Annotated in this window: 17 protein-coding genes; 10 read left to right on the top strand and 7 right to left on the bottom strand. The window is 58.4% G+C overall.

The annotated features are described in order from the left end of the window. Positions 1–106: 106 nt before the first annotated feature. Complete coding sequence (locus tag DSL70_RS06780) at positions 107–4,579, bottom strand: peptidoglycan-binding protein (RefSeq protein WP_119307115.1); 4,473 nt, start codon at positions 4,577–4,579, stop codon at positions 107–109. A 300-nt stretch (positions 4,580–4,879) separates the two neighbouring features. On the opposite strand from DSL70_RS06780, the gene DSL70_RS06775 reads away from it, so the two are divergent. Beyond that, a complete protein-coding gene (locus tag DSL70_RS06775; protein WP_119307114.1) occupies positions 4,880–5,389 on the top strand; it encodes a MerR family transcriptional regulator in 510 nt (169 codons plus the stop codon). Between the two features lie 58 nt (positions 5,390–5,447). On the opposite strand, the gene DSL70_RS06770 is transcribed toward DSL70_RS06775, so the two are convergent. Further along, positions 5,448–6,005 carry an NUDIX domain-containing protein gene (locus DSL70_RS06770; protein ID WP_245418111.1) on the bottom strand — a complete coding sequence of 186 codons (558 nt, stop codon included), beginning with the start codon at positions 6,003–6,005 and terminating at the stop codon, positions 5,448–5,450. Between the two features lie 316 nt (positions 6,006–6,321). Here DSL70_RS06770 and DSL70_RS06765 point away from each other — a divergent pair, with 316 nt between their 5' ends. Both DSL70_RS06765 and DSL70_RS06760 read left to right on the top strand, forming a co-directional pair. Continuing rightward, positions 6,322–7,386: a DUF2336 domain-containing protein gene (locus DSL70_RS06765; RefSeq protein ID WP_119307113.1), complete on the top strand. Its 1,065-nt coding sequence runs from the start codon at positions 6,322–6,324 to the stop codon at positions 7,384–7,386. Between the two features lie 302 nt (positions 7,387–7,688). Continuing rightward, the gene (locus DSL70_RS06760; protein ID WP_119307112.1) at positions 7,689–8,249 is read left to right on the top strand and encodes a hypothetical protein; all 561 of its coding nucleotides are present in this window, start codon (positions 7,689–7,691) and stop codon (positions 8,247–8,249) included. A gap of 5 nt (positions 8,250–8,254) precedes the next feature. On the opposite strand, the gene DSL70_RS06755 is transcribed toward DSL70_RS06760, so the two are convergent. Then, a complete protein-coding gene (locus DSL70_RS06755) occupies positions 8,255–9,307 on the bottom strand; it encodes an endonuclease/exonuclease/phosphatase family protein (RefSeq protein ID WP_119307111.1) in 1,053 nt (350 codons plus the stop codon). 795 nt (positions 9,308–10,102) lie between these two features. Between DSL70_RS06755 and DSL70_RS06750 the strand changes: the two genes are divergently transcribed. Further along, positions 10,103–10,774: a response regulator transcription factor gene (locus DSL70_RS06750; RefSeq protein ID WP_425359340.1), complete on the top strand. Its 672-nt coding sequence runs from the start codon at positions 10,103–10,105 to the stop codon at positions 10,772–10,774. 210 nt (positions 10,775–10,984) lie between these two features. Here DSL70_RS06750 and DSL70_RS06745 read toward each other — a convergent pair whose 3' ends face one another. After that, positions 10,985–11,173 carry a hypothetical protein gene (locus tag DSL70_RS06745; RefSeq protein ID WP_119307109.1) on the bottom strand — a complete coding sequence of 63 codons (189 nt, stop codon included), beginning with the start codon at positions 11,171–11,173 and terminating at the stop codon, positions 10,985–10,987. A gap of 246 nt (positions 11,174–11,419) precedes the next feature. Further along, entirely contained in the window at positions 11,420–14,977 is a 3,558-nt protein-coding gene (locus tag DSL70_RS06740) for a PAS domain-containing hybrid sensor histidine kinase/response regulator (protein WP_119307108.1), read from the bottom strand. Between the two features lie 468 nt (positions 14,978–15,445). On the opposite strand from DSL70_RS06740, the gene DSL70_RS06735 reads away from it, so the two are divergent. The 4 genes from DSL70_RS06735 (at position 15,446) to DSL70_RS06720 (ending at position 19,893) form a co-directional block, all read left to right on the top strand. After that, a complete protein-coding gene (locus DSL70_RS06735; protein ID WP_245418110.1) occupies positions 15,446–16,657 on the top strand; it encodes a pyridoxal phosphate-dependent aminotransferase in 1,212 nt (403 codons plus the stop codon). 82 nt (positions 16,658–16,739) lie between these two features. Next, positions 16,740–18,047 (top strand): two-component system sensor histidine kinase NtrB, encoded by a 1,308-nt coding sequence (locus tag DSL70_RS06730; protein WP_205563174.1) that lies wholly within the window; start codon positions 16,740–16,742, stop codon positions 18,045–18,047. Between the two features lie 32 nt (positions 18,048–18,079). Continuing rightward, a complete protein-coding gene (locus DSL70_RS06725; protein ID WP_119307106.1) occupies positions 18,080–18,697 on the top strand; it encodes a response regulator transcription factor in 618 nt (205 codons plus the stop codon). 467 nt (positions 18,698–19,164) lie between these two features. Beyond that, on the top strand, positions 19,165–19,893 hold the full coding sequence (locus DSL70_RS06720) for a Crp/Fnr family transcriptional regulator (protein WP_205563173.1): 729 nt from the start codon (positions 19,165–19,167) through the stop codon (positions 19,891–19,893). A 238-nt stretch (positions 19,894–20,131) separates the two neighbouring features. On the opposite strand, the gene hemN is transcribed toward DSL70_RS06720, so the two are convergent. Beyond that, positions 20,132–21,481, bottom strand: a complete 1,350-nt coding sequence (gene hemN, locus DSL70_RS06715; RefSeq protein ID WP_119307105.1) for an oxygen-independent coproporphyrinogen III oxidase — start codon at positions 21,479–21,481, stop codon at positions 20,132–20,134. A 149-nt stretch (positions 21,482–21,630) separates the two neighbouring features. Beyond that, positions 21,631–22,806, bottom strand: a complete 1,176-nt coding sequence (locus DSL70_RS06710) for an alpha/beta hydrolase (protein WP_162916415.1) — start codon at positions 22,804–22,806, stop codon at positions 21,631–21,633. 452 nt (positions 22,807–23,258) lie between these two features. Here DSL70_RS06710 and DSL70_RS06705 point away from each other — a divergent pair, with 452 nt between their 5' ends. Further along, positions 23,259–24,398 (top strand): AbrB family transcriptional regulator, encoded by a 1,140-nt coding sequence (locus DSL70_RS06705; RefSeq protein ID WP_119307103.1) that lies wholly within the window; start codon positions 23,259–23,261, stop codon positions 24,396–24,398. 540 nt (positions 24,399–24,938) lie between these two features. Beyond that, the gene (gene ccoN / locus DSL70_RS06695) at positions 24,939–26,570 is read left to right on the top strand and encodes a cytochrome-c oxidase, cbb3-type subunit I (protein ID WP_119307101.1); all 1,632 of its coding nucleotides are present in this window, start codon (positions 24,939–24,941) and stop codon (positions 26,568–26,570) included. Position 26,571: the final 1 nt, after the last annotated feature.

Raw genomic sequence — 26,571 nt, 5'->3', positions numbered from 1 at the left:
TCCTGTCGGTCAGGGTGGACTCAATCAGATAGGAAAGCCACCTGAAAGATATCGCAAAGATCCTCGGGCTGCCATATGCCATAGGGAGAGGCAGCCCGCAAGACGATCAGATCGTGCGCTTTGCCAGTGCGTCGAGCAGGGCGGTATCGATCTGGCCGGTTACCTTCAGGCCGGCGATTTCCTGAAAATTGCGGATTGCCATCCGGGTGCGTGGCCCCATCTGCCCGTCAGCCGGGCCTGCGTTGTAGCCCAGAGCCCCGAGCATGGCCTGCGTCTTGGCAATGACCCCTTGCGTCACCGCAAAGCCGCCACTGGCCGAACTCATCTGATCGGGCGTCGTTGCTGCCCATTCGGGTGGCAGGACTGAAAACTCGTTGACCGATGGTTTGACAGCCTTGGGCGACCAGGCCGCGACAAGGGCCTTGGCGGCCTTCTGCTGCGGGCCTTTCAGAACGCTAAGAATCTCGTCGCGTTTGGCTTCAGCACCTTTGTCACCCTGGTAGGCGGCAAGGGCGAACCACTTGTAGCTCTGCAACAGGTCCTGCTTGACCCCCATGCCCCGCGCAAACAGGATGGCGAGGTTATACTGGCTGTCCTTGAGGCCATGATCGGCGGCCTTGAGGAACCATTGGGCTGCTTCGTTGAAGTCGGGCTGGCCAAGACCGCCCTCGGCATAGAGCACGGCGAGATTGTGCATCGACTTCACGTTGCCCTGATCGGCTGCCCGCTGATACCAGAGCCGGGCCACCTGCAGGTCCTTCTTGACGCCCTGACCCTTCTCGTAAAGGTTGGCCAGACTATACTGGGCCTGCGCCATGTTGAGGTTTGCCGCTTTCTCGAACCACTTGGCGGCTTCGGGAAGATTGACTTCGACCCCGTCGCCAACGGTATAGCGGCGACCGAGTTCAAACTGCGCCAGCGTGTTGCCACTGTTGGCTGCCTGCATGATCGGCGTCTGGATGGCCGCTGCTTCGTCCGTCGACAGGCTGGCCTGCTGCTCGGCCTTGTCATCGGACAAGACCGGTGGCATTGGTTGGCTGGTTTGCGCAGCCTGCAGATCACCGGAGTCGTCGCTTTCAAGCGCAACGTCCTTCGGGATGGAGCTGGTCGGTGTCAGGTCGATACCATGATCGCCGGACTGGTTGAGCGCAGCCTTGGCGCGCGCCATGGCATCCTGCTGCGAAATCTGTGGCCGAGCGGTATCGGCGACGCGCGGCGCACCGAGGCTCCCCTGCGCCAGCGTCGGCTGGGCAAAGGCGATTGCTCTTGTGGCTTCTTCGCTGCCCATGTGGGGCGCCAGATTGCCGGACGATGGCGTAAGGCTCGACTGAGGCCCCGGTGCGGCCGGTTGACCGGTTTCCGGAGCCGGGTCGGCCGTCGGGACATCCGAGGCGCTCGGGGCAACGGCGTCGCCATTGCTCTGACTGGAGGCGGCATTGAACAGGCTGTAGAGGCTGGAGTCCGGATTCTTGACCAACTGAATGGTGGTGATCGCCAAAAGGATCGCAGCAGCGGCCATCAACAGCGGGCGGCTGTGACGCGAGAATGAATGGCCCAGCTTGGCAAACAGGCTGTTGCTGACCTCGTCGTCTTCCAGCAGCTGCGCGGCACCATCCTCGATTGCGGTCTGGTCGGCGCGGGCGAGCTCCTGCTCCTTCTTCATCTGTTTGGCCATGCGGGCCGCTTCGGAAATGGCGGCGCGGCGCTCCTTGCGGCTCATGCCGACGGTGGCTTCCTTGCCGTCAGCCTTCTGGGGCGCGTTGATGGCGGCTTCCGGCTTGGCTTTCTTGCTGCCCTTGAAACGGGAGAGGAAGGAGCCTGCCTCGCTCTGTTCCTTCTCGACCTTTTCGCTTTCCTGTGCGGCGGCCTGTGCGGCGCGACGGGCGGCGGCAATGAAGTCGGCTTTCGACTGGCTCGGATCACGGGTCTGCGTCGGCTGCGCCTGAGTCTGAGTAGCACCCGGACGCCCCGGAACGATGCGGGCTGTCCGTGGCTTGGCGGCCGGAGCCGCTTCGGCTTCTTGCTTCAGTACGGCATTGCCAGCGAACTGCTGCTGAGCGGACGGATTGCCGCCTGGAGCTTTTGCCGTCGGTGCCTGCGCTGCCTGTCCCTGAGCTGCCTGAGTTGTCTGTGCTCTGGTCCCACTGACGGCCTTGCCTGATAGATAGATGCCCGGCTGTCTGGCTTCACCCTGTGCAGAAACACGGGGGGCGGAGGCGGCTGGCGCGGAGGCGGTGAGCACAGGGCGACCGGCCTGTGGCGCCTGGGGAGCCTGCTGGGCTGCGAGGGGCTCGCTGGCTTGCCCGCGTGGCACCATCCTGCCGCGCGACTGCAACAGTTCATCGGCGGTAAGTGGACGGCCCCCGGATACGGTGTTCTGCACGGCATCTTGCGCAACGGGGGCTTCCTTGGCCTTGCGACGACGCAAGAGCTTGCCAAAGCCACGGCTCTGCGGTTCGCTCTCGTCTGCTGCAACTGCACCGACCGTTGCTGACGGTGCGCCAGCGGCGGCGGCTGCGCTTTCACCGGCCCGTACCTGTTCTTCCAGTTGGCCGAGGCGGTCGACGATGATGTTTAGCATCGAGCTGACGCTGTTCAGGCTCTGCTGCGTGCTGGTTTCGCTGGTTTCGGCAAACCGGCGCAGACCGTGCAGATCGTCCTTCAGACCGTCAATGATGACCTGCAGTTCGGCGTCATGGGATCCACTGCCAAGCGGGCCAACCTGCTGCAGGGCCTTGATGGCTGCCTGCTCGGCCAGCTTGCTGGTGTTGACGCCAGCGGGCGCCCCCTTGGAGGCAAGCTGACGGATGTCCTCGCCCATGCGGTCCACGGCCTCGAAGCGGCTTTGTGCCCGGGCAAATTCTGCGGCAAGGGTGTCCAGCCGCTCGGTCAGCATTTCAAAGAACTGACGGTCATCGGACATGTTGCTGGCGCTATCGAGGCGCTGGGCCAGATCGACAATCTGGCTTTCCAGCTGCGACAGGGCATGCGGAGAGACCCCGTTGCCATTGCCGCCAACAGGCGCGGCGCGCAACAGGTCTTCCTGCGCCTCCATCCGATCGGCCAGCCTTGAAAGGCTGCGTTCCAGCGAGGTCAGATCAGCGCTTTCCATCTTGCTGGCGAGCATGTCGTCAATGCGGGCAAGGGTCTGTTCGACTTGATCGAAGCGTTTTTCGGAGGTGTTGGGCGCCTGTTCGTGGCGAATGAACTGATCAAGATTGGCGACGCGCTCGGCCAGATTTTCCAGAATATCAAGGCGGTCGGGCTGACTGCGCTGGTCTGTCAGCTTCACAAGGCTTTCCACCTGCCGGGCGAGGGCTTCGAGCGGCTTGTGAATGCCGGAGACATCGGAATTGTCTTCCAGCCGGTCGGCAAGGCTTGCCAGCTGGTTTTCAAGGCTCATCAGCCGGTCGGACGGGTCGAGCCGTTCGATCATTGTCTGCATCTGTGCCAGACGCTCTTCAATCCCGCTCTGGGAAGCGCCAGAGCTGGCGTTGCCGCCGCGCCGCACGTCATCTTCCAGAATTGCCAGACGGTTGATCAACTCGTTGATCTGTCCGGAGATGTTGCTCAGATGCTGGACGTCCGGCTGCGTCGACAGAATATCGCGCAGATGATCCATCTGTTCGGAGAGCCGGGCAAAATCCTTGTCATGACCGCTCGAATGCATGTCATCGAGCTTGCGCAGAATACGGTCGAAATGGCTGTCGATCGAGGGGTCGAGCGTCGGGCGGTCCAGCAGCGCACGGATTTCATGCATGGTGTCCAGCAGCGCCGGATCTTCCCGCGTTTCGGCAATGGCGCTCGAAAGCTGTTCGATGCGGCCGGACAGATTGGCGATTTCTCGCAATACCGCTTCCGATGCACCGCTGAGGTTGGCTTCCTCGATCAGCGTGCGCAGGGAAGACACATCGTCGCGCAGGATATCGAGGCTGTCGTCCTGACTCTGCAGCTTGGCGAGCTTTGCCAACGCATCTCGATAGGTGTCTTGTGACTTGCTGGCTACGGACATCGCATCCTGTGCCGTGCGCGCCACTTCCGATACGGAGGCCTTGGCGGTTCTGCCGATTTCCTCGTTGAGCGACTGGGTTCGGTCGAGCATTTGCCGCACAGTGGAATCAAGGCTGTAATCGCGCGATGCGCCGGTGGTTCCTGTGGCGACGGCCGCACTGCGCACATAGTCGCGTTCGGCAGGGGCGGCTGCTGCTGCATAGGGCTCCCGTGCGGCGCGTGGCTGTTGACGTTCAAGCGCATGGTCGACGCGCTGCAACTGGGCTTCGATGCGCTCGAGGGCGCTGCCATAACCGGACCGTTCCATGGGGGCCCGTTTGCGAGCCGGACGCTCATTGCGGGCATTGCTGCGCGTGTCATCGGTAACCAGACCCGATTGACCCGCAAGGGAATGAAGCTGGGCTTCAATGTCTTCTATGGCGCTGAGCAAAGCCGCGTTCTGCCGGGATTGGTTCTGAGACAAGGCCCCGCGAGCCCGACCACGTGGTTTTCTTACAGGATCAGATCCCCGGAAACCCTCGATAAATTCGCCTACGTCGCGATCGGTGTGGTATGTTTCATCAATCATGGTACTGGCTCAACTCTGTGCGGTTCTGGTCATCCGCTGCGCAAAATGCGGGCGCCCGAACCCCCGCGAAAACGGTCTTTTCCAAGAGTACTTTGCAAAGTTAGGGTAAATAACGCGTTAATCCTGATGCGTATTGCGAAAAATACTGAACCCTTTAATGATTTGCTCACTATAATTCTCGCGTCATGGTTGGGGCTTCGGTCTGGGGCGTGTGCCGATCCAAAGGGGGGCAATTCACACCCGACATTGACAGACGGGGTGGGGAGTGATTTACCGACAGGTGGCTCACAGCGACAGAAAATGAAGGAAACCGCCTGCAACAACGGCGGTCAGGGGGGAATTGTTGTGAAAGACGAGAAGACGCCACTGCCTTCTGCGGAAGAAGGCAAGGATGTGCTGAGCGCAGCAACCAGCCAGTCAGGTCCGCTCTTCTATTCCATTGGTGATCTCGCCAAGGAGTTTGGCATCACGCTGCGCACCTTGCGCTTTTATGAAGACAAGAATCTGATCAGCCCGCGTCGCGATGGAACGAATCGCATCTACAGTCGGCGGGATCGCGCCCGCCTGAAGCTGGTACTGATGGGCAAGAAGGTCGGCTTTTCCCTTTCTGAAATCAAGGAAATGCTGGATCTGTACGACCTGAGGGACGGGCAGGTGCCGCAGCTGAAGGCGGCGCTGGACCGCTTCAGCCTGCATATTACAATCCTGCGGCAACAGCGCGCCGACGTGGAACAGGCCATTGCCGATCTGGAGAGGACCGTCGAGGTCGTCTCCGGCATGTTGCGCGAGAAGGTCAGGAAAGAGGGCTAGGGTGGAGTTCTGCCTGCCTGTCTGTCCGGGTGCTTGATCTGTTCCAGCATGGCGTTGCTCAGATACGACCTTTCATCTGCCAGTAACCGATTGCGGCCATGGAGTTGGCGTCGGGCATGGTGCCGCGGGCAAACATGTCCATGATCTCGGCAAGGCTGAAGGCTGCTGTTTCCATGTCGGCTTCCGTGGCTTCCCGTCTGGCTTCCCCCGGTGTCAGGTCGGTTGCCACAAAGATCTCGCAGCGCTGGCTGACCAGTCCGCCTGCGGGGAACATCTCGCCGATCTTTTCCATTTTTCCGGCGCGAAAACCGGTTTCCTCGGCCAGCTCTCCGCGCGCCAGTTCTTCGCGGTCGCTGTCCGGAGCACTCTCCCATGTGCCTTGCGGCAACTCCCAGTAGCGACAGCTCACGGGATAGCGATATTGCTGGACCAACTGGATGCGGCCATCGGCATGAACCGGGATGACAATGACGAAGTCGGGCTTTTCGACCACACCATAGATGCCTTCGAAACCGGCCGGGAACCTGACCTTGTCTTCATTCACCCGCATCCACCGGTTTTCATAAACGGTGCGGCGTGAAAGCTGGATGATGGTCTTGCTATTCTGCTCTTCCATGGTCACAAACTCGTTTCAATAATCGATAAAACAAAAATGGCAGCGCCTGATCGATAAAGGCCTCACCGTATCATAATCGTCTTTCTGTGGCAGAAGAATGGACGTAGCCAGAAAAATATCGAGATGGCACTCGCCCCGGCGTGCCTTGGGACGCTAACTCGAAATTAACGCTCTATGGAGATCTCCTTAATAAATTGGCGCTAATGTCGATTGGAGGCGCATTGGGGTGCGTCGGGTGAAGTGTGACTAATCCGGCCTTTGGCCGACGTCTTGGGGGCAAGGGGACCGCATGTCACTCTGCGCCTGAGGAGAAAGAATGCCTGAAGATATCGTCCAACAGTTCCAGCATCTGGCGAAGGAGAAGGATCCTGCCGCACGGTCCCTGCTGATCCGCAAGGTGACCGCAGAATATGTGCGCCGAACGGGACTGGCTCCGACGGACACCGAGCGGGAGTTGTTCTCTGCGCTCGTGCTGGATCTTTATGAGCAGATCGACCTTTCTGTGCGCCGCGATATCATCACTCTGCTCGCTCGCACCCAGCATATTTCCACGCCATTGGCGGAACGTCTTGCAGGAGAGCATGACGAGCTGGTGACGACCCTTTATGAATATTCCCCGATGCTCAGTCAGGAAACCCTGCTGCAGGCCGCCCGGATGCGCAGTGAAACCGTCCTGCGTGCCATCGCCCGCCGCCAGCGGGTGCCGGAGCCGGTGGTGGATGCCCTGATGTCGCGGGCCAAGAACAGCGTCGTCAGCGACCTGTTGCGCAATCTCGGCAGCGATTTTTCCAGCAACGCGCTGTTGTTGTGCGCAATCATCTGCCAGACGTCGCTGGAAATCCAGTCGCTCATGGCTGCCCGCTGTCTTGCTGACCATCTGTTCCATTCACGCATGCGCCTGCAGGCCGAGCAGGGGTGTCCGTTCCTGCCTGGAGTGCTGTCCAAGGCGACCCTTGAGGGGACGCTGGACCAACTGGTGCATGACATGGAAGCCCGGCTGTTCAGGGCCGATGGCCTCAACGATGATCCGACACGGGATGAATTGCTGGTCAGGATCAATCTGGGCGAGCTGACCTTTGACAAACTGCTCGAAACCCTGATCGCCAAGGATCGCAAGGAAGACGTGATCTGGTTGCTCAAGGATGCGCCGGGGCTTTCGGCCAATGCCATGGAGCATCTGTTGGCCAGCGAGACCAACCGGATCCTGACGCGCCTGCTGCTCGAACAGAATGTCTCGGTCAAGACCTTCGCGGCCCTGACGCAATGGCGCGTGGATCATCTGGGTTTCCCGAACCGTCACATCCATCGCGAGGTGGAGAATTATCGCCAGTCGGTTTCGCAGAAGCGCAAGAGCGAAGACCAGATTGCCAGCGCGGTCTGATTTACCCTGCAAATCCTTTCCCTGATCTGATAAAATGGCTGATAACCGAAGGGTTACAGACAGATTCGCTCCGATCATCTGGTGCGACTGCGCTGCAAGCCCTGATCCAAAGGCCACGGGTCTCATGGCAAGAGCACATGAAGGCCGTTCGGATACGGGAAAATCGCATGATGACTGTCGTCTCTTCACAGCCTTTTTCAAAACCGTTGCAAGGCATTGCTACTGCCCTCCTGCTGCTTGCTGGTATTGCGTTCTCTTTAGGGGGGGCAAAGGCGGAGGGCGCTGCGGGCGCGAGCCTTGCGATGGAAAAGTCAACGCCCACCGCTGGACAGACCTCTCCGGCCAGTTCATCTGCCCAATCGACCGAAAGTGAATGGCGTGCGCCGCTTCTGGCCGAGATGGAGCGGATGGCAACCGACCTTGACTTGCAGCGCCGTCTCAACATCCTGCTCGAAGACAAGGTTGACTATCTGACCGCCCGGATTGACCGGCTGGAACAGCGCACCATTGCGCAGGCCAAGCGGATAGAGGCTCTGCAATCCCTGGCAAGCAAGGCGGACCAGCAAGCCGCCACGCCAAAATCTGAGGAGCAGGCCGTCGCCAGCAGCAAGGCCCCGGAAGCATCTGAACCCGAGGTATCTCCGCCCGAAACTCCATCGGCTGAGGTCAAGAAGAGCCCTGATGCCGGGCAGGGCACAACCACCCCCAAGGCAGACGGCGCGGACAAGCAGGCTGAAGCCGAAAAGGATGGCAAGTCGATGGATGAGTTCGAGCGCTTTCTCGACTTGGGTGAAGCCATGATGCGCCGCTTCTTTGGTGTGGTCAGGGAATTCCGCAAGGATTTTGACGACAGCCGCGCCTGACGGCGTCAACCATCTTGCCGTTCATCCTGCGGACCATTGGGAAGGGCGTAGCGGCCCAGAATGATCTCATGATCCGAAAGCGCCTTGCCGCTTGCCTCGATGGCTGGAAGGATGGCCGCCTCAACGGGCACAAAGCCGCGGGCACACAACCAGTCGAGCTTTCTGGGCGGGCGCGGCTTGTAGGTGAGCAGACTGCGCCGGGTCGTCGTGCCCTTTGCATTGTTCGCCCAGCTGAAGCCGTGGCGTTCCGCAGCCCGGAACAATGGCTCCTCCTTTGTCCCGCCGCCTTCCGGGGTGAATGCGGTGTTGAGATCCCCCCCGATGATGGTCGGAAGGCCGGGTGCAAAGCCATCCAGCGCCGCGATCAGGCGTTCCATTTGCGACAGGCGGATGGACGGATCATCAAGGCTTTCCAGATGGGCGGAGGCCACGCAGATCGTGCCTGCCTCGCTCGGCAGGATCGCGGCAATGGCACATCGCCCGCCGACACGCGGTTGCTTGGCCACACTGTCATTGCCAAGGCCATCCTCCGGGCAGAACCAGAGGCCAGATTCATCAAGACGAATGAGCGCCAGCGCGTCCGGCTCCTGTCGGCACAAAAGAGCGTTGCCATGCCAGCCGCAGTTGTTGTGGTCATCGGCAGCCAGCCGCCGTTCCAGATCGTTGCCCAGTCCCAACTCGAAGAACTCCACTCCGAAGGCATAGCGCATGCCCAGACTGTCAGCCAGCGCGCGCACGGTGTGGCGCTGGTGGGTCCTCGCCATGCCGATATCCATCTCGGACAGCAGGATGACATCCGGATCATGGGGGCGCAGCAGATCGGCACTCTGTTCGGGAAAAAGGCAGCGTTGCAGGTTCCAGGCCATAACGGTGATCCGATCCGCCAGCGGGTGGGGCATCGGCATTTCCCCGCCGGTTTCCAGAAGGTGCAGGGCGTCAAGGCGCGCGAACAGTGCCCGGTGCTCTTGCGGGGTCTTCTCGGAACACTGGATATCCCGCGACAGATCCGGACTCACCTGTGGCAGGCTGGAACATGTTGCCGTTTCAAAGAGTTTCATGACCACTCCCCGCTGTCCGCATACGCTGTCCTGATCCTGCCTCAGGCATGATGCCTTCTTGGTCCGACACCTGCAGCAATCCGGCAAGCGCGAAACAGAGAATGGCCGATATGTGACGGCAAGCGGATTTCAGACCGATACATGCGGCAATCTAGGCAGAGAATGTAACGAACAGATGTCTTTCCCGTCCTGCCTCGGCGTCGGGAAGCGGGGGGCCAATACAGCCATGAATTGCTTGACCATGACGTAAAGGCGAGGGGAATGAGACGAAAGACCGATTCCCTTTGGGTAAACCACCTTGCCCGGGATGTAATACGAAGTCTTCCAAGGTGGTGAATTTTTTCCTCCAACCCCTGCGGAACGGTTGGGTCAGTGCAGAAATATCTGATTAAATAGATGAAATTGCCAATATATCCAAGCAATGACTTGCCAACAGCCAAGCAACCGCTCATAGTTTGACTAAAGTTACCAAGCGATCTGACGGCAACCTATTCGGGTATAGGGTTTTGCTACAAGTCGTCAGAATTTGATTTGGGGGCAACAGGCAGAATCCTGACGACATCGTCAACAGGAAAACAGGGCACCAAACCTTGACTTGCAAAGCCGACTGTCCTCAAAACGCTGAAGGGACTGCCCCGTCTCCTGTGGGAAGGGGCCTTGTGTTATTTGGTTGCGCGTATTCGCCGGGATGAGGGGCGGTTGGCTCCGACACCGAAGGATGCGCAAGTTGGAATGATAGCCGTTCACCTCACGCAAGGTGCAATCATTCCGTTCAGTCGCTGGGGAGGACCGAAAGTGCAACAGGCGTCGCTTAATATCATTATCGCGGACGATCACCCATTGTTCCGTGGAGCGCTACGGCAGACACTGGAGACGATCTTCGATCAGATAGCTATCCATGAAGCCGGAACCCTCGAAGAAGTTGGCGGAAAACTGGAACAGTTTGAAGACATGGACCTTGTCCTGCTGGACCTCTCCATGCCGGGCGTCCGGGGGTTCTCCGGGCTTTTGTATCTGCGAGCGCAGTATCCATCCATTCCTGTGGTGATTGTTTCGGCCAGTGAGGACGTGCCGACCATTCGCCGCTGCATGGAATTCGGTGCATCTGGCTTCATTCCGAAGTCCCTGCCGATCGATGACATCGCGCAAGGCATTCGCGCCGTGCTGAACGGTGAGACATGGGTGCCGGAAAGCATTGATCTCAGCGCGCCTTACAGCGATGAAATCACCGATCTGGTCGAGCGTCTCAATACGCTGACCCCGCAGCAGGTTCGCGTCCTGATGATGCTCTCCGAAGGCCTGCTCAACAAGCAGATCGCCTATGAGCTCAGCGTCTCCGAAGCCACAGTCAAGGCCCACGTCTCTGCCATCCTGCAGAAGCTCAACGTGGACAGCCGTACCCAGGCCGTGATCGCCGCCGCCAAGATCGAAGCCGGTCAGTGGCAGGCCATCGGCGCCAAGAGCTGAGCCTTGCCGGGCGCGTGTCTTCGAGGCGAAGCCCTGCCTGTTTCGGCAAGGCCCGTTTGGTGAAATGACTTATGAAATGTCTTGAGGCCCGCGTTCCGGCGAACGTGGGCCTTTTGCTGTTCGGACTTGTGGCGGATGTCTCAACCAGCCCGCCGGGAGGGATGCCCGATGGATTATCAAGCTGGTGTGAAACGAGAGCAAGGGTGCCCGTTACTGAAACATTCGGCGTGCCCGCCGGATAGCCTTTCTGCGCAGGGCATATTCACCAAGTCCGGTAGCCACCAGCAGAAACGGCAGAGCAAACACCGTATAGATCCAGCAATAAAACCAGACAAAGCTGTGATAGGAGATCAACTGTGTCCAGATGGTCTGTTCCGGGCAGACAACACCTTTGAGCATACTCCCCGTGCAGTGGAAGGACGTTATATAAAGAGGAATCCAAACGGTTCCCGGTATGGCTAGCAGTAACAGAGGCACCTGAGCGGCGAGTAGCCACTTGGCCGATGAAAGGTTCTGGCAATACAAAGCCAGAAGCAGATACCCCAGCCACGCAACAGAAGGCCAACCGGTCATCCAGATCCACATCAATGCCGCCGGAAACAATGGTTCTTCCTTTTCAGTCCGGGCTCTATGATCAGACCATCACTATTTCGCCCGTCGGCGGATGGCGGTCATGTTCCAGGTGTTGAGCAGGGCGCGCAGCTGGGCCGGTTTGACCGGTTTGTTGAGAATGGCCATGTCCTTTGATCTGGCCTCGTCGCGCACTTCCGTGGTGCGGTCGGCGGTGATCAGGCTGGCGGCGATCTCCTGCCCGAAGCGCATGCGCAGCTTCTCGCAGGCCTCGGTGCCGAGCATATTGTCCAGATGATAGTCGATGAGAATGCCGTCAGGCACCTTGCCGCATTCCTCAAGCACCTTTTCGGCCTCTTCCAGCGACGAGGCGGTCTTGACATTGCAGCCCCAGCCCTCAAGCATCACCTTCATGCCATCCTGAATGACCGGCTCGTTGTCGACGCACAGAACGCACAGGTCACTGAGTGGCTGATTGGCCATGGAGCGAGGCGCTTCGGCACGGCTGGCGCTGTGCAGCAGGCGGAAGGCGGGCAGCTTGATGGCAAAGGCCGAGCCCTTGCCCGGCGTCGACATCAGGCGGATTGGGTGGTCGAGCACCTTTGAGATGCGATCAACGATGGACAGGCCAAGCCCCAACCCGCTGGCAATGCGCGCCCCTTCGTCAAGCCGCTGGAACTCGAGGAAAATCTCTTCCTGACGCTCCGGCGGGATACCGACGCCGGTGTCATGCACCTGCACTTCGATGGCACCCTCGAACCGGCGGCAGCCGACAAGAACTTCCCCTTCTGGAGTGTATTTGATGGCGTTGGAAATGAGATTCTGCAACAGGCGCCGCAGCAGATGCTTGTCCGAGCGCACATGCAGGCCGCAGGAGACGATCTTCAGTGTCAGGCCCTTTTCCTTGGCCTGAGGCTCGAAGTCGATCCGCATCCGGTCGAGCATTTCGTCGATCGGGAAGGCCGAGAGCTGAGGTTTCATGGCACCGGAATCAAGCCGTGCAATATCCAGCAGCGCCGCCAGAATGTCTTCCACCGCTTCCAGCGAGCTGTCGATGTTGGTCGCCATGACGGCGCTTTCAGCCAGCCCGGAGTTGGCCTCATCTGCCTTGGTCAGCGCTTCGAGACGGTTGACCAGAGCCGTCGTATAGAGCCGCGCCGCATTCATCGGCTGCATGATGTCGTGCCCGGCAGCGGCAAGGAAGCGGGTCTTGGAGACGCTGGCCTCTTCGGCGGCCTGCTTGGCGCCGCGCAGAGCATCGTTCAGATGCATCAGCTCGCGGGTGCGATCCTTGACCCGCCGCTCCAGCGACTCGTTGGCCGCTTCCAGCGCCCGCTCCGCCCGCACCCGTTCCGAGACATCGGTGAAGGTGATCACGATGCCGCCATCGGGCATGGAGTTGGCGCGAATATCAAGCGTCAGACCAGACCCGGCCATGCTCTCCTGATAGGGTGCCTGCTGGACGACGATTAGGTCGAGACGATGGCTGACCAGTTCCTCGACCGAGCCTTCACCGAGATCGCCACGGGCTGCGATGTGGCGCAGTACCGAGGCAAGCGGTGTCCCCACCTGGCCGAAATCGGCGGGAATATGCAGCAGATCGCGGAAAGGCCGGTTCCACAGTGTCAGGCGCAGGTCGGCGTCGAACACGGCTATGCCCTGCCGCACATGGTTGAGCGCCGTTTGCAACAGGTCGCGGTTGTAATGCAGGGCTTCCGAAGCATCGTCGAGCAGCTTCATAGTGCCCTTGGGCGAGCTTTCCCGGCGCTTCAGCAACAGGCTCATCAAGAGCCGCGACGAGGCGGCGCCAATAGCACTGGCCAACAGCTGCTCGGCAAAGCGCATGAACTGCGGGTCGACCTCCATGTTGCGGTCATAGACAATGTCCCGCTGCAGAGCGTGGGAGCGGAAGCTGCGCTGGGTGCGCTCGGCCCCGAGATAACGGGCAACCATGTCTTCCAGATCACCAACCGACAGCATCGAGCGCCACAGGCGCAGGGTCGGGGAAGGGCGCAGTTCATCAGGCACGAACAGATTGGCCTGCAGCCGTTCGATCAGCTCAGGCCGCCGCGAAACGGATCCTGCCGTATAGGCGATGAAGTTGAACAGGATGCTCCAGAATACGCCGTGCAACAGCGGCGGCAAATCCGTTCCGAACAGCGCCTGCGGTTCAAGGAAGGAAATGCCGAACGGCCCTTCGGTCAGGAAGCCGGAGGGGAACAGCCCCGATTGGGCGAACATCGGCAACAGCAGCGTATAGGCCCAGACAACGAAGCCAGCGACGAGCCCGGCAATGGCCCCGCGGGCGTTGGCCCGTTTCCAGACCAGACCGCCGATCAGCGCCGGCAGGAACTGCGCCATGGCAGCAAAAGCGATCAGTCCGATCTGGGCCAGCGAGCTGTTGTTCACCGCCAGACGATAGAAGGCATAGGCGAGGGTAAACAGCACTAGGATAGCCACCCGCCGCACATTGAGCAGAAGCCGCCCCATATCCGGGGCATCAATGGCATCGTCGGCATGGCGGCGCAGAATGAGCGGGATCACCAGATCATTGGAAATCATGATCGCCAGCGCGACCGAGGAAATGATGACCATCGCCGTCGCGGCAGAAAGTCCGCCCAGAAAGGCGATCAGCGTGATGACGTCCGCATTGACCGCCATCGGCAGGCTCAGAACATAGCTGTCCGCATCAACGCCGGGGCCGAGCACCAGTTGCCCGGCCAGCGTGATCGGAATGACGAACAGGTTGATGCCAATGAGATAGAGCGGAAACATCCATGTTGCGCGGATGAGCGATTTCTTGGAGGTGTTTTCCACCACTGCCACGTGGAACTGGCGCGGCAGCAGCAATGCTGCACTAGCCGACAGGATCGACAGGACGATCCAGTGGATGGCATCCGGGCCCTGTTCCACCCCGTGGATGGAGATGCCAGCCTCGGCTGCCTTGGAGAACAGATCGTAAGGGCCATCGAAGATGGAATAGGTCACGAACAGCCCGACGGTCAGAAAGGCCACGAGCTTGACGACACTCTCGGCTGCAACTGCCAGAATGAGCCCACCCTGATGCTCGGTGGCGTCCGCATGGCGCGTGCCGAACAGGATGGCAAAAACGGCCATGGCCAGCGCCACGAAGAAGGCGATATCAGCCAGAACCGGCACCGAGCCGTTCGGAAAGGCGATGTTCATATGCTGGATCAGCGTGGCAACGGAGGTGGCGACCGCCTTCAGCTGAAGGGCGATATAGGGCATCGTGCCGACCACGGCGATGATGGTGGCTACAGCCGCCACCTGCTGGTTCTTGCCATAGCGGGCGCCCAGAAAGTCGGCAATCGAGGTGATCCGCTCGGTCTTGGACAGGCGGATGATCCGCCAGACAAGCGGATATCCGAGCGTGAAGACAACGACAGGGCCGATATAGATGGTCAGGAAATCAAGCCCGCTTGCCTTGGCCATGCCCACGGATCCGAAGAAGGTCCAGCTGGTACAATAGACCGCAAGCGACAGCGCATACAGGCTTGGATGGCGTTGGTCTGCCGACTTGTTCCGTGCCCGATGGTCTCCATAAGACGCGATGGCAAACAGAAGCCCGATATAAAGAAGGGTTGTAAGAACAACCACCCAGCCCTGAAGCATGAAGCCTGATCCTTGTTCGAGTTATCAAAGATATAGCACAAGAAAAAACGCCTCGGCTAGAAAGAGCTTCGTTCGCGCAGAAATTTAGACCAGTTTTTGAGCACAAGTACACAAAGGTGGGAAAAGGCTGGCTCGTTTCGTACAAAGGCCGTTGGACTGTCGCTGCACATTGTCTTGATCCAGCCTATATTCTGGATCCGGTTCATTTCCTGGCACGGCCTGTCCGCCAGAGCTGGAAAGTTGTGTCATCTTCATGGGTTCATCACTGTGCTGCGGTCATTTTGGTGGAAAACCGGTCAATCGATCGGTCCGGTGAACCACAAATTCTGGGCAGCATTGTTGCGCTCTCGGCACAAAGATCGCAAAGATAGGCATCCTTCCTGCCAATCCGGAAGCGCTCGCCGCTTTGTCCCTTGGCTGAAATACTCGAATAATTCTAATAATATCCCCTACTTTCCAGAGCCTGTCATGAATCAAGAAAATCAAGTTGCGCCTTCTGCTACCCCAATGAATGATCTGTTGAGCCATCTGAGCCCGGAAGCGCAAAATGCGCCCGCCAGTGGCATCGTCGGCATCAAGACCTATGCCCAGGGCAAGGGCGATGTCATTCCCCTTTGGATCGGCGAGGGGGCCATTCCCACACCGGACTTCATCTGCAAGGCGGCGGAAGAGGCACTGGAAGCGGGCGAGACCTTCTATACCTATCAGAACGGTATCCCGGAATTGCGCTCTGCCATTGCAGCCTATCATGAGCGCCTTTATGGCCGTCCGTTCGACCCCTACCGCTTTTCGATCACCGGGTCGGGCATGCAGGCCATCCAGATGGCCGTCCGCATGGTGATCAGCGCTGGCGAGGAGGTCATCGTGCCGTCTCCTGCCTGGACGAACATTCGCTCCGCCGTGGTTGTGGCTGGTGGCAAGCCTGTTGATCTGGCCCTGCATTTCCACCCGGAAGGCTGGAAGCTTGATATTGACGAGCTGTTCGATGCCTGCACGGACAAGACCCGGGCCCTGTTCATCAACTCGCCCAACAACCCCACCGGCTGGGTGGCGACCCTTGATGAGCTCAAAGCCATTCTCGATTTTGCCCGCAAGCGCAATATCTGGATCATCGCCGACGAGATCTACACGCGCTTCTATTATGGCAAGGATCGGGAAAACGCGCCGTCCTTCTATGAAATCGCCGATGACGATGACAAGATCCTGTTTGTCAACAGCATGTCGAAGAACTGGGCGATGACTGGTTGGCGCGTCGGCTGGCTTGGCGCTCCGATTGCGCTTGAGCTGGTGATTGGCAACCTGATCCAGTGTTCCACTTCCGGTGTCGCCCCCTTCATGCAGCGGGCAGCAACAGTCGCTCTCAATGAAGGTGAATTGTTTATTGCTGAGCAAATAGAGCGGGCTCGCGTTGGGCGCGAGAAGCTTTTGAAGGCCTTTGAAGGCCAGAACGCCATACGCCATGCCCCACCCATGGGGAGTTTCTACTACTTTTTCGGTCTGGAGGGAGAGCCTGACGCGTTACAGCTCGCGCGCCGGCTGGTTGATGAAGCAAATGTTGGTTTGGCGCCAGGGTTTGCGTTTGGTCAAAGCGGGTCCGCATTTATGCGACTATGTTTTGCGACAAATCCGGACAGATTGGATCTGGCGATTTCCCGATTGACCCAATGGATGACCCGGTAATCTGTGCTAGACTTAGTAATAACACCTAGAATCAACGGTGACGCGCCGCCAGCACCGGTCCGTGTCCGCAGAAGCAGAAAGAATGAACGAGTCTGTGACCATAAATGGCCCCAAGAGGATGCACACCCAAGCCTATGACCGGCAGGAGCGTCCATTTCGACCACTTGGTGAACTTGATTCGCGTCTCACGTCCCTTCTGGATGTGGCCGCTGATTCTGTCTGTCTGATGGACGATCAGTCCCGCATTCTTCTGTTCAACAAGGCGTCTGAAGCCATGTTTGGATATAGCGCAGAAGAGGTGATCGGCAAATCCGTTGATATCCTGATGCCTCCTCAATATTCCACCCATCACGCCGGATGGGTGGACCGCTACCTGCGCACCGGGGAACATTCCATCATCGGCATCGGGCGTGAGGTTGTCGGTCGTCACAAGGACGGCTCGACCTTCCCTTTTGACCTGTCGGTCGGCGTCGCGGAGACGGAAGATGGCAAACAGTTCATCGGCGTGATGCGCGACCTGCGCGGCCGCAAGCAGACCGAGGAACGGCTGCGCAATCTGCAGACCGAACTCAATCAGATGACCCGGATCAATGCGATGGACGAGATGGGCGCCACCGTTGCCCATGAACTCAACCAGCCGCTGACAGCGATCATCCTTTATTTACAGGCCATCGAGCGCAAGCTGCAGACCTATGACGAGATGAAACCCTGCAGCAAGCAGGAAATTGAAAAGCTGACGGATCTGTGCGGCCGTGCCGTGCGAGAGGCGCAGCGCTCTTCCAAGCTGCTTCAGCGCATCCGTTCGATCATCGAGAAAAAGGAACCTGATCGCAGCCTCGTCGATATCGTGGAGATCATCCGCAAATCGCACGAACTGGCGCTTGTCGGTTTTTCGGCGACGGATGTGCAGGTCGATCTCATCGCTCCGGATCATGTTCCCATGGCCTGGGTCGATCCGGTCCAGATCGAGCAGATTTTCCTCAACCTGCTGCGCAATGCCTTTCAGGCCATGCAGAAGGTCGAGACCAAGGCCATCACCATCACCCTTGATGTGGCCCCCTCTGCGGAGGGAGACGGTCGTGACCGGCTGGTTGTTCGCTTCAAGGACAGCGGTCCGGGCGTGCCCGAGAGCCATCGGGACAACCTGTTCAAGGCCTTCAATTCGGAACGGCGCAACGGCATGGGGCTCGGCCTCGCCATCGCCCGCTCCATCGCACAGAGCCATGGTGGCAGCCTTGAGCTGGCCCCCTTTGATGACAAGCAGCCGGGAGCCTGCTTCGTCCTGACACTACCCATAGCCTCCCAGCCTTCTGTCAGGTCTTCTCCTTCAGAAGGTACGGAAACAGAAAAACAACCGGGCAGCCCCCAACAGAGTTCACTGGCCCCTTAAGAGCCTGATTAAAGCCAAGAGGCGAAGACAACATGACCACTGACTTACATCCTTCTATCCATATCGTTGATGATGATCCTGCTGTGAGGGACGCTTTGTCGGTTCTGTTCGAGCTGGAAGGATATCACGTTGAGACTTTCTCCAACGGTGAGGACTTTCTGGCCAACCTGAAAGAATCGGTTCCTTCCATCATCCTGCTTGACGTGCATATGCCCGGGCGGTCCGGTATGGAGGTGCTGGAGGAGCTGGCTGCGCGTCACATCTCGGCCCCCGTCATGATCATTTCCGGTCAGGGCGATATCCAGATGGCCGTGGCTGCGATCAAGCAGGGTGCCCATGACTTCATCGAGAAGCCGTTTGATGGCACTCAGGTGGTCGATCGTATCGAGAAGATTCTGGCTGCTGCCAACAAGGCTCCGGACCCGGGTCAGTCGACGCTAACCAACTGGAGCTTCCCGCGCGCCGAAACCTTGACCCCGCGTGAACGGGATGTCCTGTTGCAGATTACCCAAGGGGCGTCCAACAAGGAAGCTGGCCAGCATCTTGCCATTTCTCCGCGTACGATCGAGGTGCATCGGGCGCGCATCATGGAAAAACTGAAAGCACGCAATACGGCTGATCTGGTTCGTATTGTACTGACCGGCCATTGATCGGCCAACCTGCCACCATCGAGCATCTATTGAGAGAGCCGGAGCGTGGACAGGGGCCAACAAGGAGGACACTCATCAACTGATAGTACACAGGATGTGCTGTCAGTTGAGGGGCAATGGCCAATGGGACCGGGAGCAATCCCGGTCCTTTTTATTTTGCCGCCCTTTTGAAGGCGTGGACTTTCTTCCCATCTCCAGACTTTCCAGATCTTTCTCGGAGTGCCAGTTCTGGCTCTTTATGGGGCATGCCCGTTGCGTATTCATGCCCTGAACCCGATCTCTCGCGGGGCCTGTCACCATGTTTTGATTGCAAAATTTGTTGGTGTAGGTAGAATTACGTGTAATAAGTATTTTCAGTTGGACAGATTGCTACGAAGGTCAAGTTGTCGTATAGCTGCTGACAGTCTTCTGAAAATAATTATATTGGTTCTGAGGCCGCTGCGGCCTGAATCGGGAGAAAACGAGTGATGCCGGAAGAACGTATAGTCAAAATGCCCAAGGCCGACTTCAAGACCGGCGGGGCCAATTGTCGATCTTCCTTCCCCATCGAATCCGAATTTAAAGGCATCATGTCAAGCGAACAGAGCAGACACAAAACCTTTCCTGCCCATGGCGTCGTCTTTTTCGAAGGTGACCCGGCCAACAATATCTACGAGGTCGCAGACGGTTCCGTGATGCTCTACAAACTGCTGCCGGATGGCCGCAGACAGGTTGTCGAGATCCTTGGTCCGGGTGACCTTTTTGGCGTCCCTGCAGGCGAAGTTTATGATACTTCAGCAGAAACCCTGACAGAGACGCTCGTCCACATGATCTCCCGCAAGGATGCGGACAGCTCGGACGAAATCCAGCAGCATATGAAAAAATGCCTGATTTCCCAGGTTCAGAATCTGCATGACCACGCCGTGCTTCTTGGCCGCAAGTCCGCCCACGAGCGCGTTGCCTCCTTTCTGATGCGTTTCGTTCCAAACCGTGGCGGCTTTGCCTGCACGGGGCCTCAGTCCGACAGTGAGGACGAATCCGTTGTCACGCTCTACATGACCCGCCAGGAAATTGCCGACTATCTCGGCCTGACCATTGAAACGGTGAGCCGCGTACTGTCCGACATGAAGCGCCGCAAAGTCATCACGATGGAAAAACAGGACCGCATTCGTGTGATGAATGTCTGTGGCCTGTGCCATTTGACTGGAAAATTCTAGTTAGGTGAAACTAACTACACTCCGAGAGATATCCACACAACAAAAGCGTGTAAATGCGTGTTTGCACCTAATCAAAAGGTTAGGTCAAGGCCGGATTTTGCCTGTTCCATACGCGCACTAGGACAATTGTCGTAGGTGCTTTTCTTGATTGTCGGGAAATCGCGTATCAGTCGTTTTGAGGAATGAAAAAGGCCCCGCGGATAGTCCGGCGAGGCCTTTTTGTGTGTTTGGTGAGCGCTCAGACCGCGACGGAGTGACGAGCCTTGCCGGTCTGTAGATAGGCGTCGAATACGGCCGCGACCAGTCGCACCAGTGGCCGCCCGGCATGGGTGACCCGGATGATGTCGCCGGATCGTTCGGCAATTCCGTCTGCCTGCAGCTCTTCCAGCTGACGATAACAGGCGCGCAGCGGCTCCAGAGCAACACCATAGGCTTCTGCAATCCCGGCGACGTTCGCTTCATAGGCGGTCATCAGCGACATGATGATGGCGGCCCGTGCGCGGTCATCCTGATCCAGCGCGAGGCCGCGGGCAATCGGCAGCTGACCAGCATCGACCGCCCGTTCCCAGCCGCCAAAATCCGGGCTGTTCTGAATGTAGCCCTGCGGCAGCTTGCCGATGGAGGAAGCGCCGATCCCGATCAGCACATCCGCCTCGTCTGTCGTGTAGCCCTGAAAGTTGCGGCGCATGGAGCCTTCTCGCGCAGCAATGGCCAGCGGGTCATCAGCCTTGGCAAAGTGATCAAGACCGATTTGTTCGTAGCCATGCTCCATCAGAGCCTTTGAGGCTTCGTCGAACAGAACAATCCGTTCTTCCGCATTCGGCAGCTTGTCTTCCGGAATGAGCCGCTGATGTTTCTTCATCCATGGCACATGGGCATAGCCGAACAGGGCCAGCCGCGACGGGTCCAGACTGACGGTCAGATCAACAGCCTTGCGAATGGTCTCAAGGGACTGGAAGGGCAGTCCATACATCAGATCAAGGTTGATCTTTTCGATGCCGACGGCGCGCAAGGCATCCACCGATGCCTTGACCTGTTCATAGGGCTGCACGCGCCCGACGGTTTCCTGCACCTTGAGATCGAAATCCTGCACCCCGAGGCTGGCGCGGGTGATGCCTGCCTGCCGCAGCGTTTCGGCCAGCTCAGCAGTGACAGTGCGCGGATCCAGCTCGATGGCATGTTCCATATCGTCAAGGAAGCGGAAATGCCGCCTGAGGGCATCGACCACCTTGAGGAAACAGTCATGAGGCAGGATGGATGGCGTGCCGCCGCCCCAGTGGATGTGGCTTACCGGCGGATTGCCGGGCAGTTTGCTGGCCACCAGTTCCAGCTCCCGCACCAGATGCTCGGTATAGTCCCGCAGCGGCTTTTCCTGCTTGGTCACCTTGGTGTAGCAACCGCAATAATGGCACATGGAATCGCAGAAGGGCACATGCAGATAAAGCGAGATCGGCTTTTGCGGATCAATCTCTGCCAGCCAGTGCTCATAGGTCTCCGCACCCACCTCATTGGAGAAATGGGGGGCGGTGGGATAGGAGGTATAACGCGGTACAGAGCGCGTTGCATATTTCAGGGGTACGTTGGTCATGGCGGCATTTAGATCCCGGATTGGCTGGGCGACTTTGAGCCTTGTCAATTCTTACCAAATTGTCATCACAGGCTTTCGTCTATGATCGCCGGAGATGGGTGGAGTTGCCCCGCCAGCGCGTCGGCGTGCTGGCAGGGCATGAACGGGTATCATTGGTGCAGGATGGCACTGGTCGTCTTGACCACCAAAGTCAGGGGCAGGGTCGCCGTGTCGACGACGACATCGGAGAAGGTTGTCTTTTCACCCGGAGCCTGAAGGAAGACCCGCTGGTTGGTCGCCGTCATGCCTTTCAACAGGGCAACGAGGCTGGGCGAGGTCACTGCGGTCATGTGGTTCATGCCATCGCCGCCGGTAAAGTCCGACACATCGAACACGGTGATGCCTGCTCTCAGAATCTTGGTTTCATCGATATTGTTGCCGACGCGGTTCCTGTCACCGGCAAGGAAGCTGGAAAGCTGCAGAGCCTTGTCCTTCTGCGAAGCAAAGATCGCAAATTCGGGCGGTAGCGTCTTGATGACATTGAGCTGGGCGTTGAACACATCGATGTCGAGATCGGGCGAAATTAGAATGACGGACCTGATTTTCGAGGGCAGGCTGCCGCGATTCTCAAGAGCAAGCTGCCTGAGGGTCTCCATCAACAGCTCGGAGCCGAGGGAGTGGGCTATGAGCGTCACGTCGTCAACAGGAGCCTTGACCATCAGCCGGATAAGAGAGGCAAGCTGGTCCCGCGAGGTCTTCACGCTGTCGCGGTCATAGATATAGAGGCCTGGTTCTCCGGCGGAAGGCCAGCTGAAAAGCGTCAGTGGCATCTTCAGACCGAAGTCATGGCGCAGCTGTGCCGCCCGATAGAGGCTTTCGGAAAAGTCCGTATTGTAGCCATGCACGAACAGGGCGGCGGAGCGACGTGCTCCTTTTCCCGTCCCTTTGGCTGCATCGGCCATCTGGCCGAGGGTTGCCTGAAAGGCGGCCGGGGTGGCAAACGGGTCAGCCGATGCGACAGCAAAATGGCGCTTGGGATCTGGCGCACCCTTCGGCCATTCGATCTGTCCGATCTTGTGGATCGGCGGTATCGAGATGCCATAGGACATCAGATGCAAGTTGCCGTCCCGGTCGCCGCTGTAATCGGCTCGCCCGTTCGGAGCGCGGGTCGTGGCCACAAGCACGGCCTCGATATCCTGACTGGCAAGGGGGCCTGAGGTGAACTTGATGCCGGTCGGGGTTGAACACGCCGCCAACAGGGCGCATACCAGCAGCACATAGGGCGCTGGCTTCACGCGGCGGGGAAGCAACAGGCTGAGAATGCGTCTTGTCCAGATGATCGGCATGTATGTCTCGTGAACGGGTGTTGCAAATGCGCCCAACATGGCTCCAGAGCCACCAATGGCTCCAAGGCTGCCAGTGGCTCCAAGGCTGCCAGTGGCAAAGCGGGTGCAAGTTTGCTTTTAGCAGCTTTGGCACGAACAGAAAACAGGGGATCTTTACCACCTCGTATTCGGGGCCTGTTCAGGGCCAGACCATGTTGCGAGGACGGCGGCAGAAATATGGCACGGAATGAGGCATTATGCCGTTACCCCTTCAGTATTTGCCAACTTGCCAACATGTCGCATGGATGATAACTGGTTAGCGCCTTTCGGTTGTTGGAGAGGATTACCCTCTTGGCAAGCTGATTGCCGCGACCTCTTGCCTCTGCAACTCCCCGGGGAGTGATCGTTCCCATCGAACTTTTCCCTGCCCGTTCCGTTTGTCCCTTCAGCGCTGCCTTGATTGTGATCGTTCCATGCCTCCTGAAAATGACCAGAAGCCGGCTCGCGGGTGGATGCAGACCATCAAGGACAAGAAGCTGGGGGAGCGCGCGTTTCAGGTGGTTGCACTCTATGCAATTGCTTTTGCAGGGGGCGCGATTGCGCACTGGATCGACTTTCCGGCAGCTTGGCTGACCGGGTCGCTGTTGGCAGTTGCCATCACGTCACTTGCAGGGCTGCGCTACAAATTCCCAAATCTGCTGCGTGATCTGGGCTTTGCTCAGGTGGGGCTGATCCTCGGGTCGGGCTTCTCTCCCGACATGCTTCAGGCCATTGCCGCCTGGCCGCTCAGTATTGCCATGCTGGCGGTCACGGTGGTCGCCATCGCGGCGTCCGCCTACTGGGTGCTGCGCAAGGTGGGACACTGGGATCACGAGACGGCCCTGTTCTCGTCTCTGCCCGGAGCGCTGAGCTATATCATTGTCATCGCAGAGGATTCCCGGGCAGACATGACCCGGGTGGCCATCGCGCAAAGCCTGCGGGTGTTCGTGCTGATCTCGGTGCTGCCGATCATTCTGGCCCCCTTCACGGATGGCACGACCAGCCGCATGGGGCCGGGTACCATGACACTGGATCTCATGCATCTGGGGCTGATGATCCTCGGTGTTGCCCTGCTGGCGCCCATCGCTCTGCGCCTGAAGATTCCGTCCGGTCTGATGCTGTCTGGCGTCGCCGTTTCCGGCACGCTCTATCTGACGGGCGTCTATCACGAACCGTTTCCCAACTGGTTTACCATTCCCGGCTATTTGACGGTCGGCATCAATATCGGCGGCCGCTTTGCCTCCATCTCCGTCAGGGATCTCGTGCGCCTGTCGGGCATCTCGATGCTGTCCCTGATGACATCCGCCGGTGTCTCGGCCGTAGCAGCCATCCTGTGCGCCGAGCTGCTGGACTTCCCGATCGGTCAGGTTGTGCTGGCTTTCGCGCCGGGCGGCTTTGATACGATGGTGCTGCTCTCCTTCCTCATCAATCTCAACCCGGCCTATGTCACCGGCCATCATCTGGTGCGCTATCTGGGGCTCGTCATTTTCGCCCCGATTATCGTCTCGAAGCTGACGCAGAAGCGCTCCAAAGCGGCGGATGATCAAAATGGAGGCACCGGGGCGCAGGATTAGTCATGACTGTTTGTCATGGCTCGGCAAAACCCGGCGTGCCGCAAAAGAAGTATTTTGGTTGCGGTTTATCTCGTTGAGACTAAAGGAAAATCGTGATTCTACATAAGCCTTTTGGCGAGCTGAAATGGCATTTTGGATCCTGATTTTTCCATTTGCCTCAGAAGGCTTTGTGATAACCGTGTATAAAGTGCATGGCTCATGAATATTTTTCTGCCACTTAAGCAGCATGCGACCAAATGGACAGGCCGGGTCACTCAACATTAAGTAATTGTAATAATTTACATAAATCACAAGAGCGTGCACCAATGCGTGCTTTAACTGTGACAACTGGTCGCACATTGGCGCAGCCCCCCCCCCTTTCCGTTGATATGAGTCAAAGCGTAAAAATAGGGCGATCCCTAGGGTTTTTTAACCCGTTTGGGGGAAGTGTGCTCAAAGATCAACCTGAAATTGCCGGCATCCGGGTGTCGTCAGGTGACTTTACAATGGTGCTGTTGCCCGACTTCATGGGGAGGTTTGGGCCACAGATGGGACTGAAAGATGGCTCACACAGCGAAACGACTTTCTTTGGAAGAAGGCCTGTTTGCAGGATTCCTGACTGCATTGGCCTTCGCGTGCCTTGTCATCGCCGGTAAAGCGGTAGATGGCGTCATGGCATTTCACGCAGGCATCGGATTGCTTTTCTCGGCAATCGGGGTGTTCCTGATTTTCAATTCATATTTCAAGCGTCCAGCCGATGCGGTGGAAAGCGGATACAATCTCGGGCCGATCAAGTTCGGCGCCATTGCTGCCGTTTTCTGGGGCATTGCCGGGTTCCTTGTCGGCGACATCATCGCCTGGCAGCTGACCTTCCCGGTTCTGAACTTCGACCTGGAATGGACCAGCTTCGGCCGTTTGCGTCCACTGCACACCTCTGCAGTGATTTTCGCTTTCGGCGGCAACGTTCTGCTTGCGACATCCTTCTATGTCGTCCAGCGCACAAGCCACGCTCGCCTTGCGGGCCGGATTGCGCCCTGGTTCGTCATTCTGGGTTATAACGCCTTCATCGTGATTGCCGGTACCGGTTATCTGCTGGGCGCTACCCAGTCCAAGGAATATGCCGAGCCGGAATGGTATGCCGACCTGTGGCTGACGATTGTCTGGGTGGCCTATCTGCTGGTCTTCCTGGCAACGCTCTGGCGTCGCAAGGAGCCGCATATCTATGTGGCCAACTGGTTCTACCTCGCCTTCATCGTTACCATTGCCATGCTGCATATCGGCAATAACCTGTCCATTCCCGTGTCGATCTTCGGCATCAAGTCCTATCAGGTCTTTTCGGGTGTACAGGATGCGATGGTTCAATGGTGGTACGGCCATAACGCGGTGGGCTTCTTCCTGACAGCCGGCTTCCTGGCCATCATGTATTACTTCATCCCGAAACGCGCCGAGCGGCCGGTCTATTCCTACCGTCTGTCGATCGTGCATTTCTGGGCTCTGATCTTCATCTACATCTGGGCCGGACCGCACCATCTGCACTATACGGCTCTGCCGGACTGGGCGCAGACCCTTGGCATGACCTTCTCGGTCATCCTCTGGATGCCGTCCTGGGGTGGCATGATCAACGGTCTGATGACGCTGTCCGGTGCATGGGACAAGCTGCGGACGGACCCTGTTCTGCGCATGATGGTTGTTTCCGTGGCCTTCTACGGCATGTCGACCTTTGAAGGGCCGCTGATGTCCGTGAAAGCCGTGAACTCCCTTTCGCACTACACCGACTGGACCATCGGTCACGTGCATTCGGGCGCTCTTGGCTGGGTTGGCTACATCTCCTTCGGCGCGATCTACTGCCTCATTCCGTGGCTGTGGAACCGCAAGAGCCTTTATTCCACGAAGCTTGTCGAATGGCACTTCTGGATTTCGACCCTTGGTATCGTGCTCTACATCACCTCGATGTGGGTCTCCGGTATCATGCAGGGCCTGATGTGGCGCGCCTATGACAAGCTCGGCTTCCTTGAATATTCCTTCATCGAAACCGTGGAAGCCATGCATCCATTCTACATGATCCGTGCCATTGGCGGTCTGATGTTCGTCACCGGTGCCGTGATCATGGCCTATAACATCTGGATGACCATTCGCGTTGGCGAGAAAGCGGAACAAGATGCCGCCGATCCCGCGCTGGTGCCTGCAGAATAAG

This window comes from Cohaesibacter haloalkalitolerans (assembly GCF_003574655.1).
GTDB lineage: Bacteria > Pseudomonadota > Alphaproteobacteria > Rhizobiales > Cohaesibacteraceae > Cohaesibacter > Cohaesibacter haloalkalitolerans.
The sequence above is the reverse complement of the archived record's forward strand: the minus strand, read 5'-3'. Positions and strand labels throughout refer to the sequence as shown.

Coding starts and splice junctions, on each gene's coding strand:
- DSL70_RS06775 (WP_119307114.1), top strand. CDS start 4,880: ATGAAGGAAACCGCCTGCAACAACGGCGGTCAGGGGGGAATTGTTGTG.
- DSL70_RS06735 (WP_245418110.1), top strand. CDS start 15,446: ATGAATCAAGAAAATCAAGTTGCGCCTTCTGCTACCCCAATGAATGAT.
- hemN (WP_119307105.1), bottom strand. CDS start 21,481: ATGACCAACGTACCCCTGAAATATGCAACGCGCTCTGTACCGCGTTAT.
- DSL70_RS06710 (WP_162916415.1), bottom strand. CDS start 22,806: ATGCCGATCATCTGGACAAGACGCATTCTCAGCCTGTTGCTTCCCCGC.
- DSL70_RS06765 (WP_119307113.1), top strand. CDS start 6,322: ATGCCTGAAGATATCGTCCAACAGTTCCAGCATCTGGCGAAGGAGAAG.
- ccoN (WP_119307101.1), top strand. CDS start 24,939: ATGGCTCACACAGCGAAACGACTTTCTTTGGAAGAAGGCCTGTTTGCA.
- DSL70_RS06780 (WP_119307115.1), bottom strand. CDS start 4,579: ATGATTGATGAAACATACCACACCGATCGCGACGTAGGCGAATTTATC.
- DSL70_RS06770 (WP_245418111.1), bottom strand. CDS start 6,005: ATGGAAGAGCAGAATAGCAAGACCATCATCCAGCTTTCACGCCGCACC.
- DSL70_RS06705 (WP_119307103.1), top strand. CDS start 23,259: ATGCCTCCTGAAAATGACCAGAAGCCGGCTCGCGGGTGGATGCAGACC.
- DSL70_RS06730 (WP_205563174.1), top strand. CDS start 16,740: ATGAACGAGTCTGTGACCATAAATGGCCCCAAGAGGATGCACACCCAA.
- DSL70_RS06720 (WP_205563173.1), top strand. CDS start 19,165: ATGCCGGAAGAACGTATAGTCAAAATGCCCAAGGCCGACTTCAAGACC.
- DSL70_RS06725 (WP_119307106.1), top strand. CDS start 18,080: ATGACCACTGACTTACATCCTTCTATCCATATCGTTGATGATGATCCT.
- DSL70_RS06745 (WP_119307109.1), bottom strand. CDS start 11,173: ATGCTCAAAGGTGTTGTCTGCCCGGAACAGACCATCTGGACACAGTTG.
- DSL70_RS06760 (WP_119307112.1), top strand. CDS start 7,689: ATGGAAAAGTCAACGCCCACCGCTGGACAGACCTCTCCGGCCAGTTCA.
- DSL70_RS06755 (WP_119307111.1), bottom strand. CDS start 9,307: ATGAAACTCTTTGAAACGGCAACATGTTCCAGCCTGCCACAGGTGAGT.
- DSL70_RS06740 (WP_119307108.1), bottom strand. CDS start 14,977: ATGCTTCAGGGCTGGGTGGTTGTTCTTACAACCCTTCTTTATATCGGG.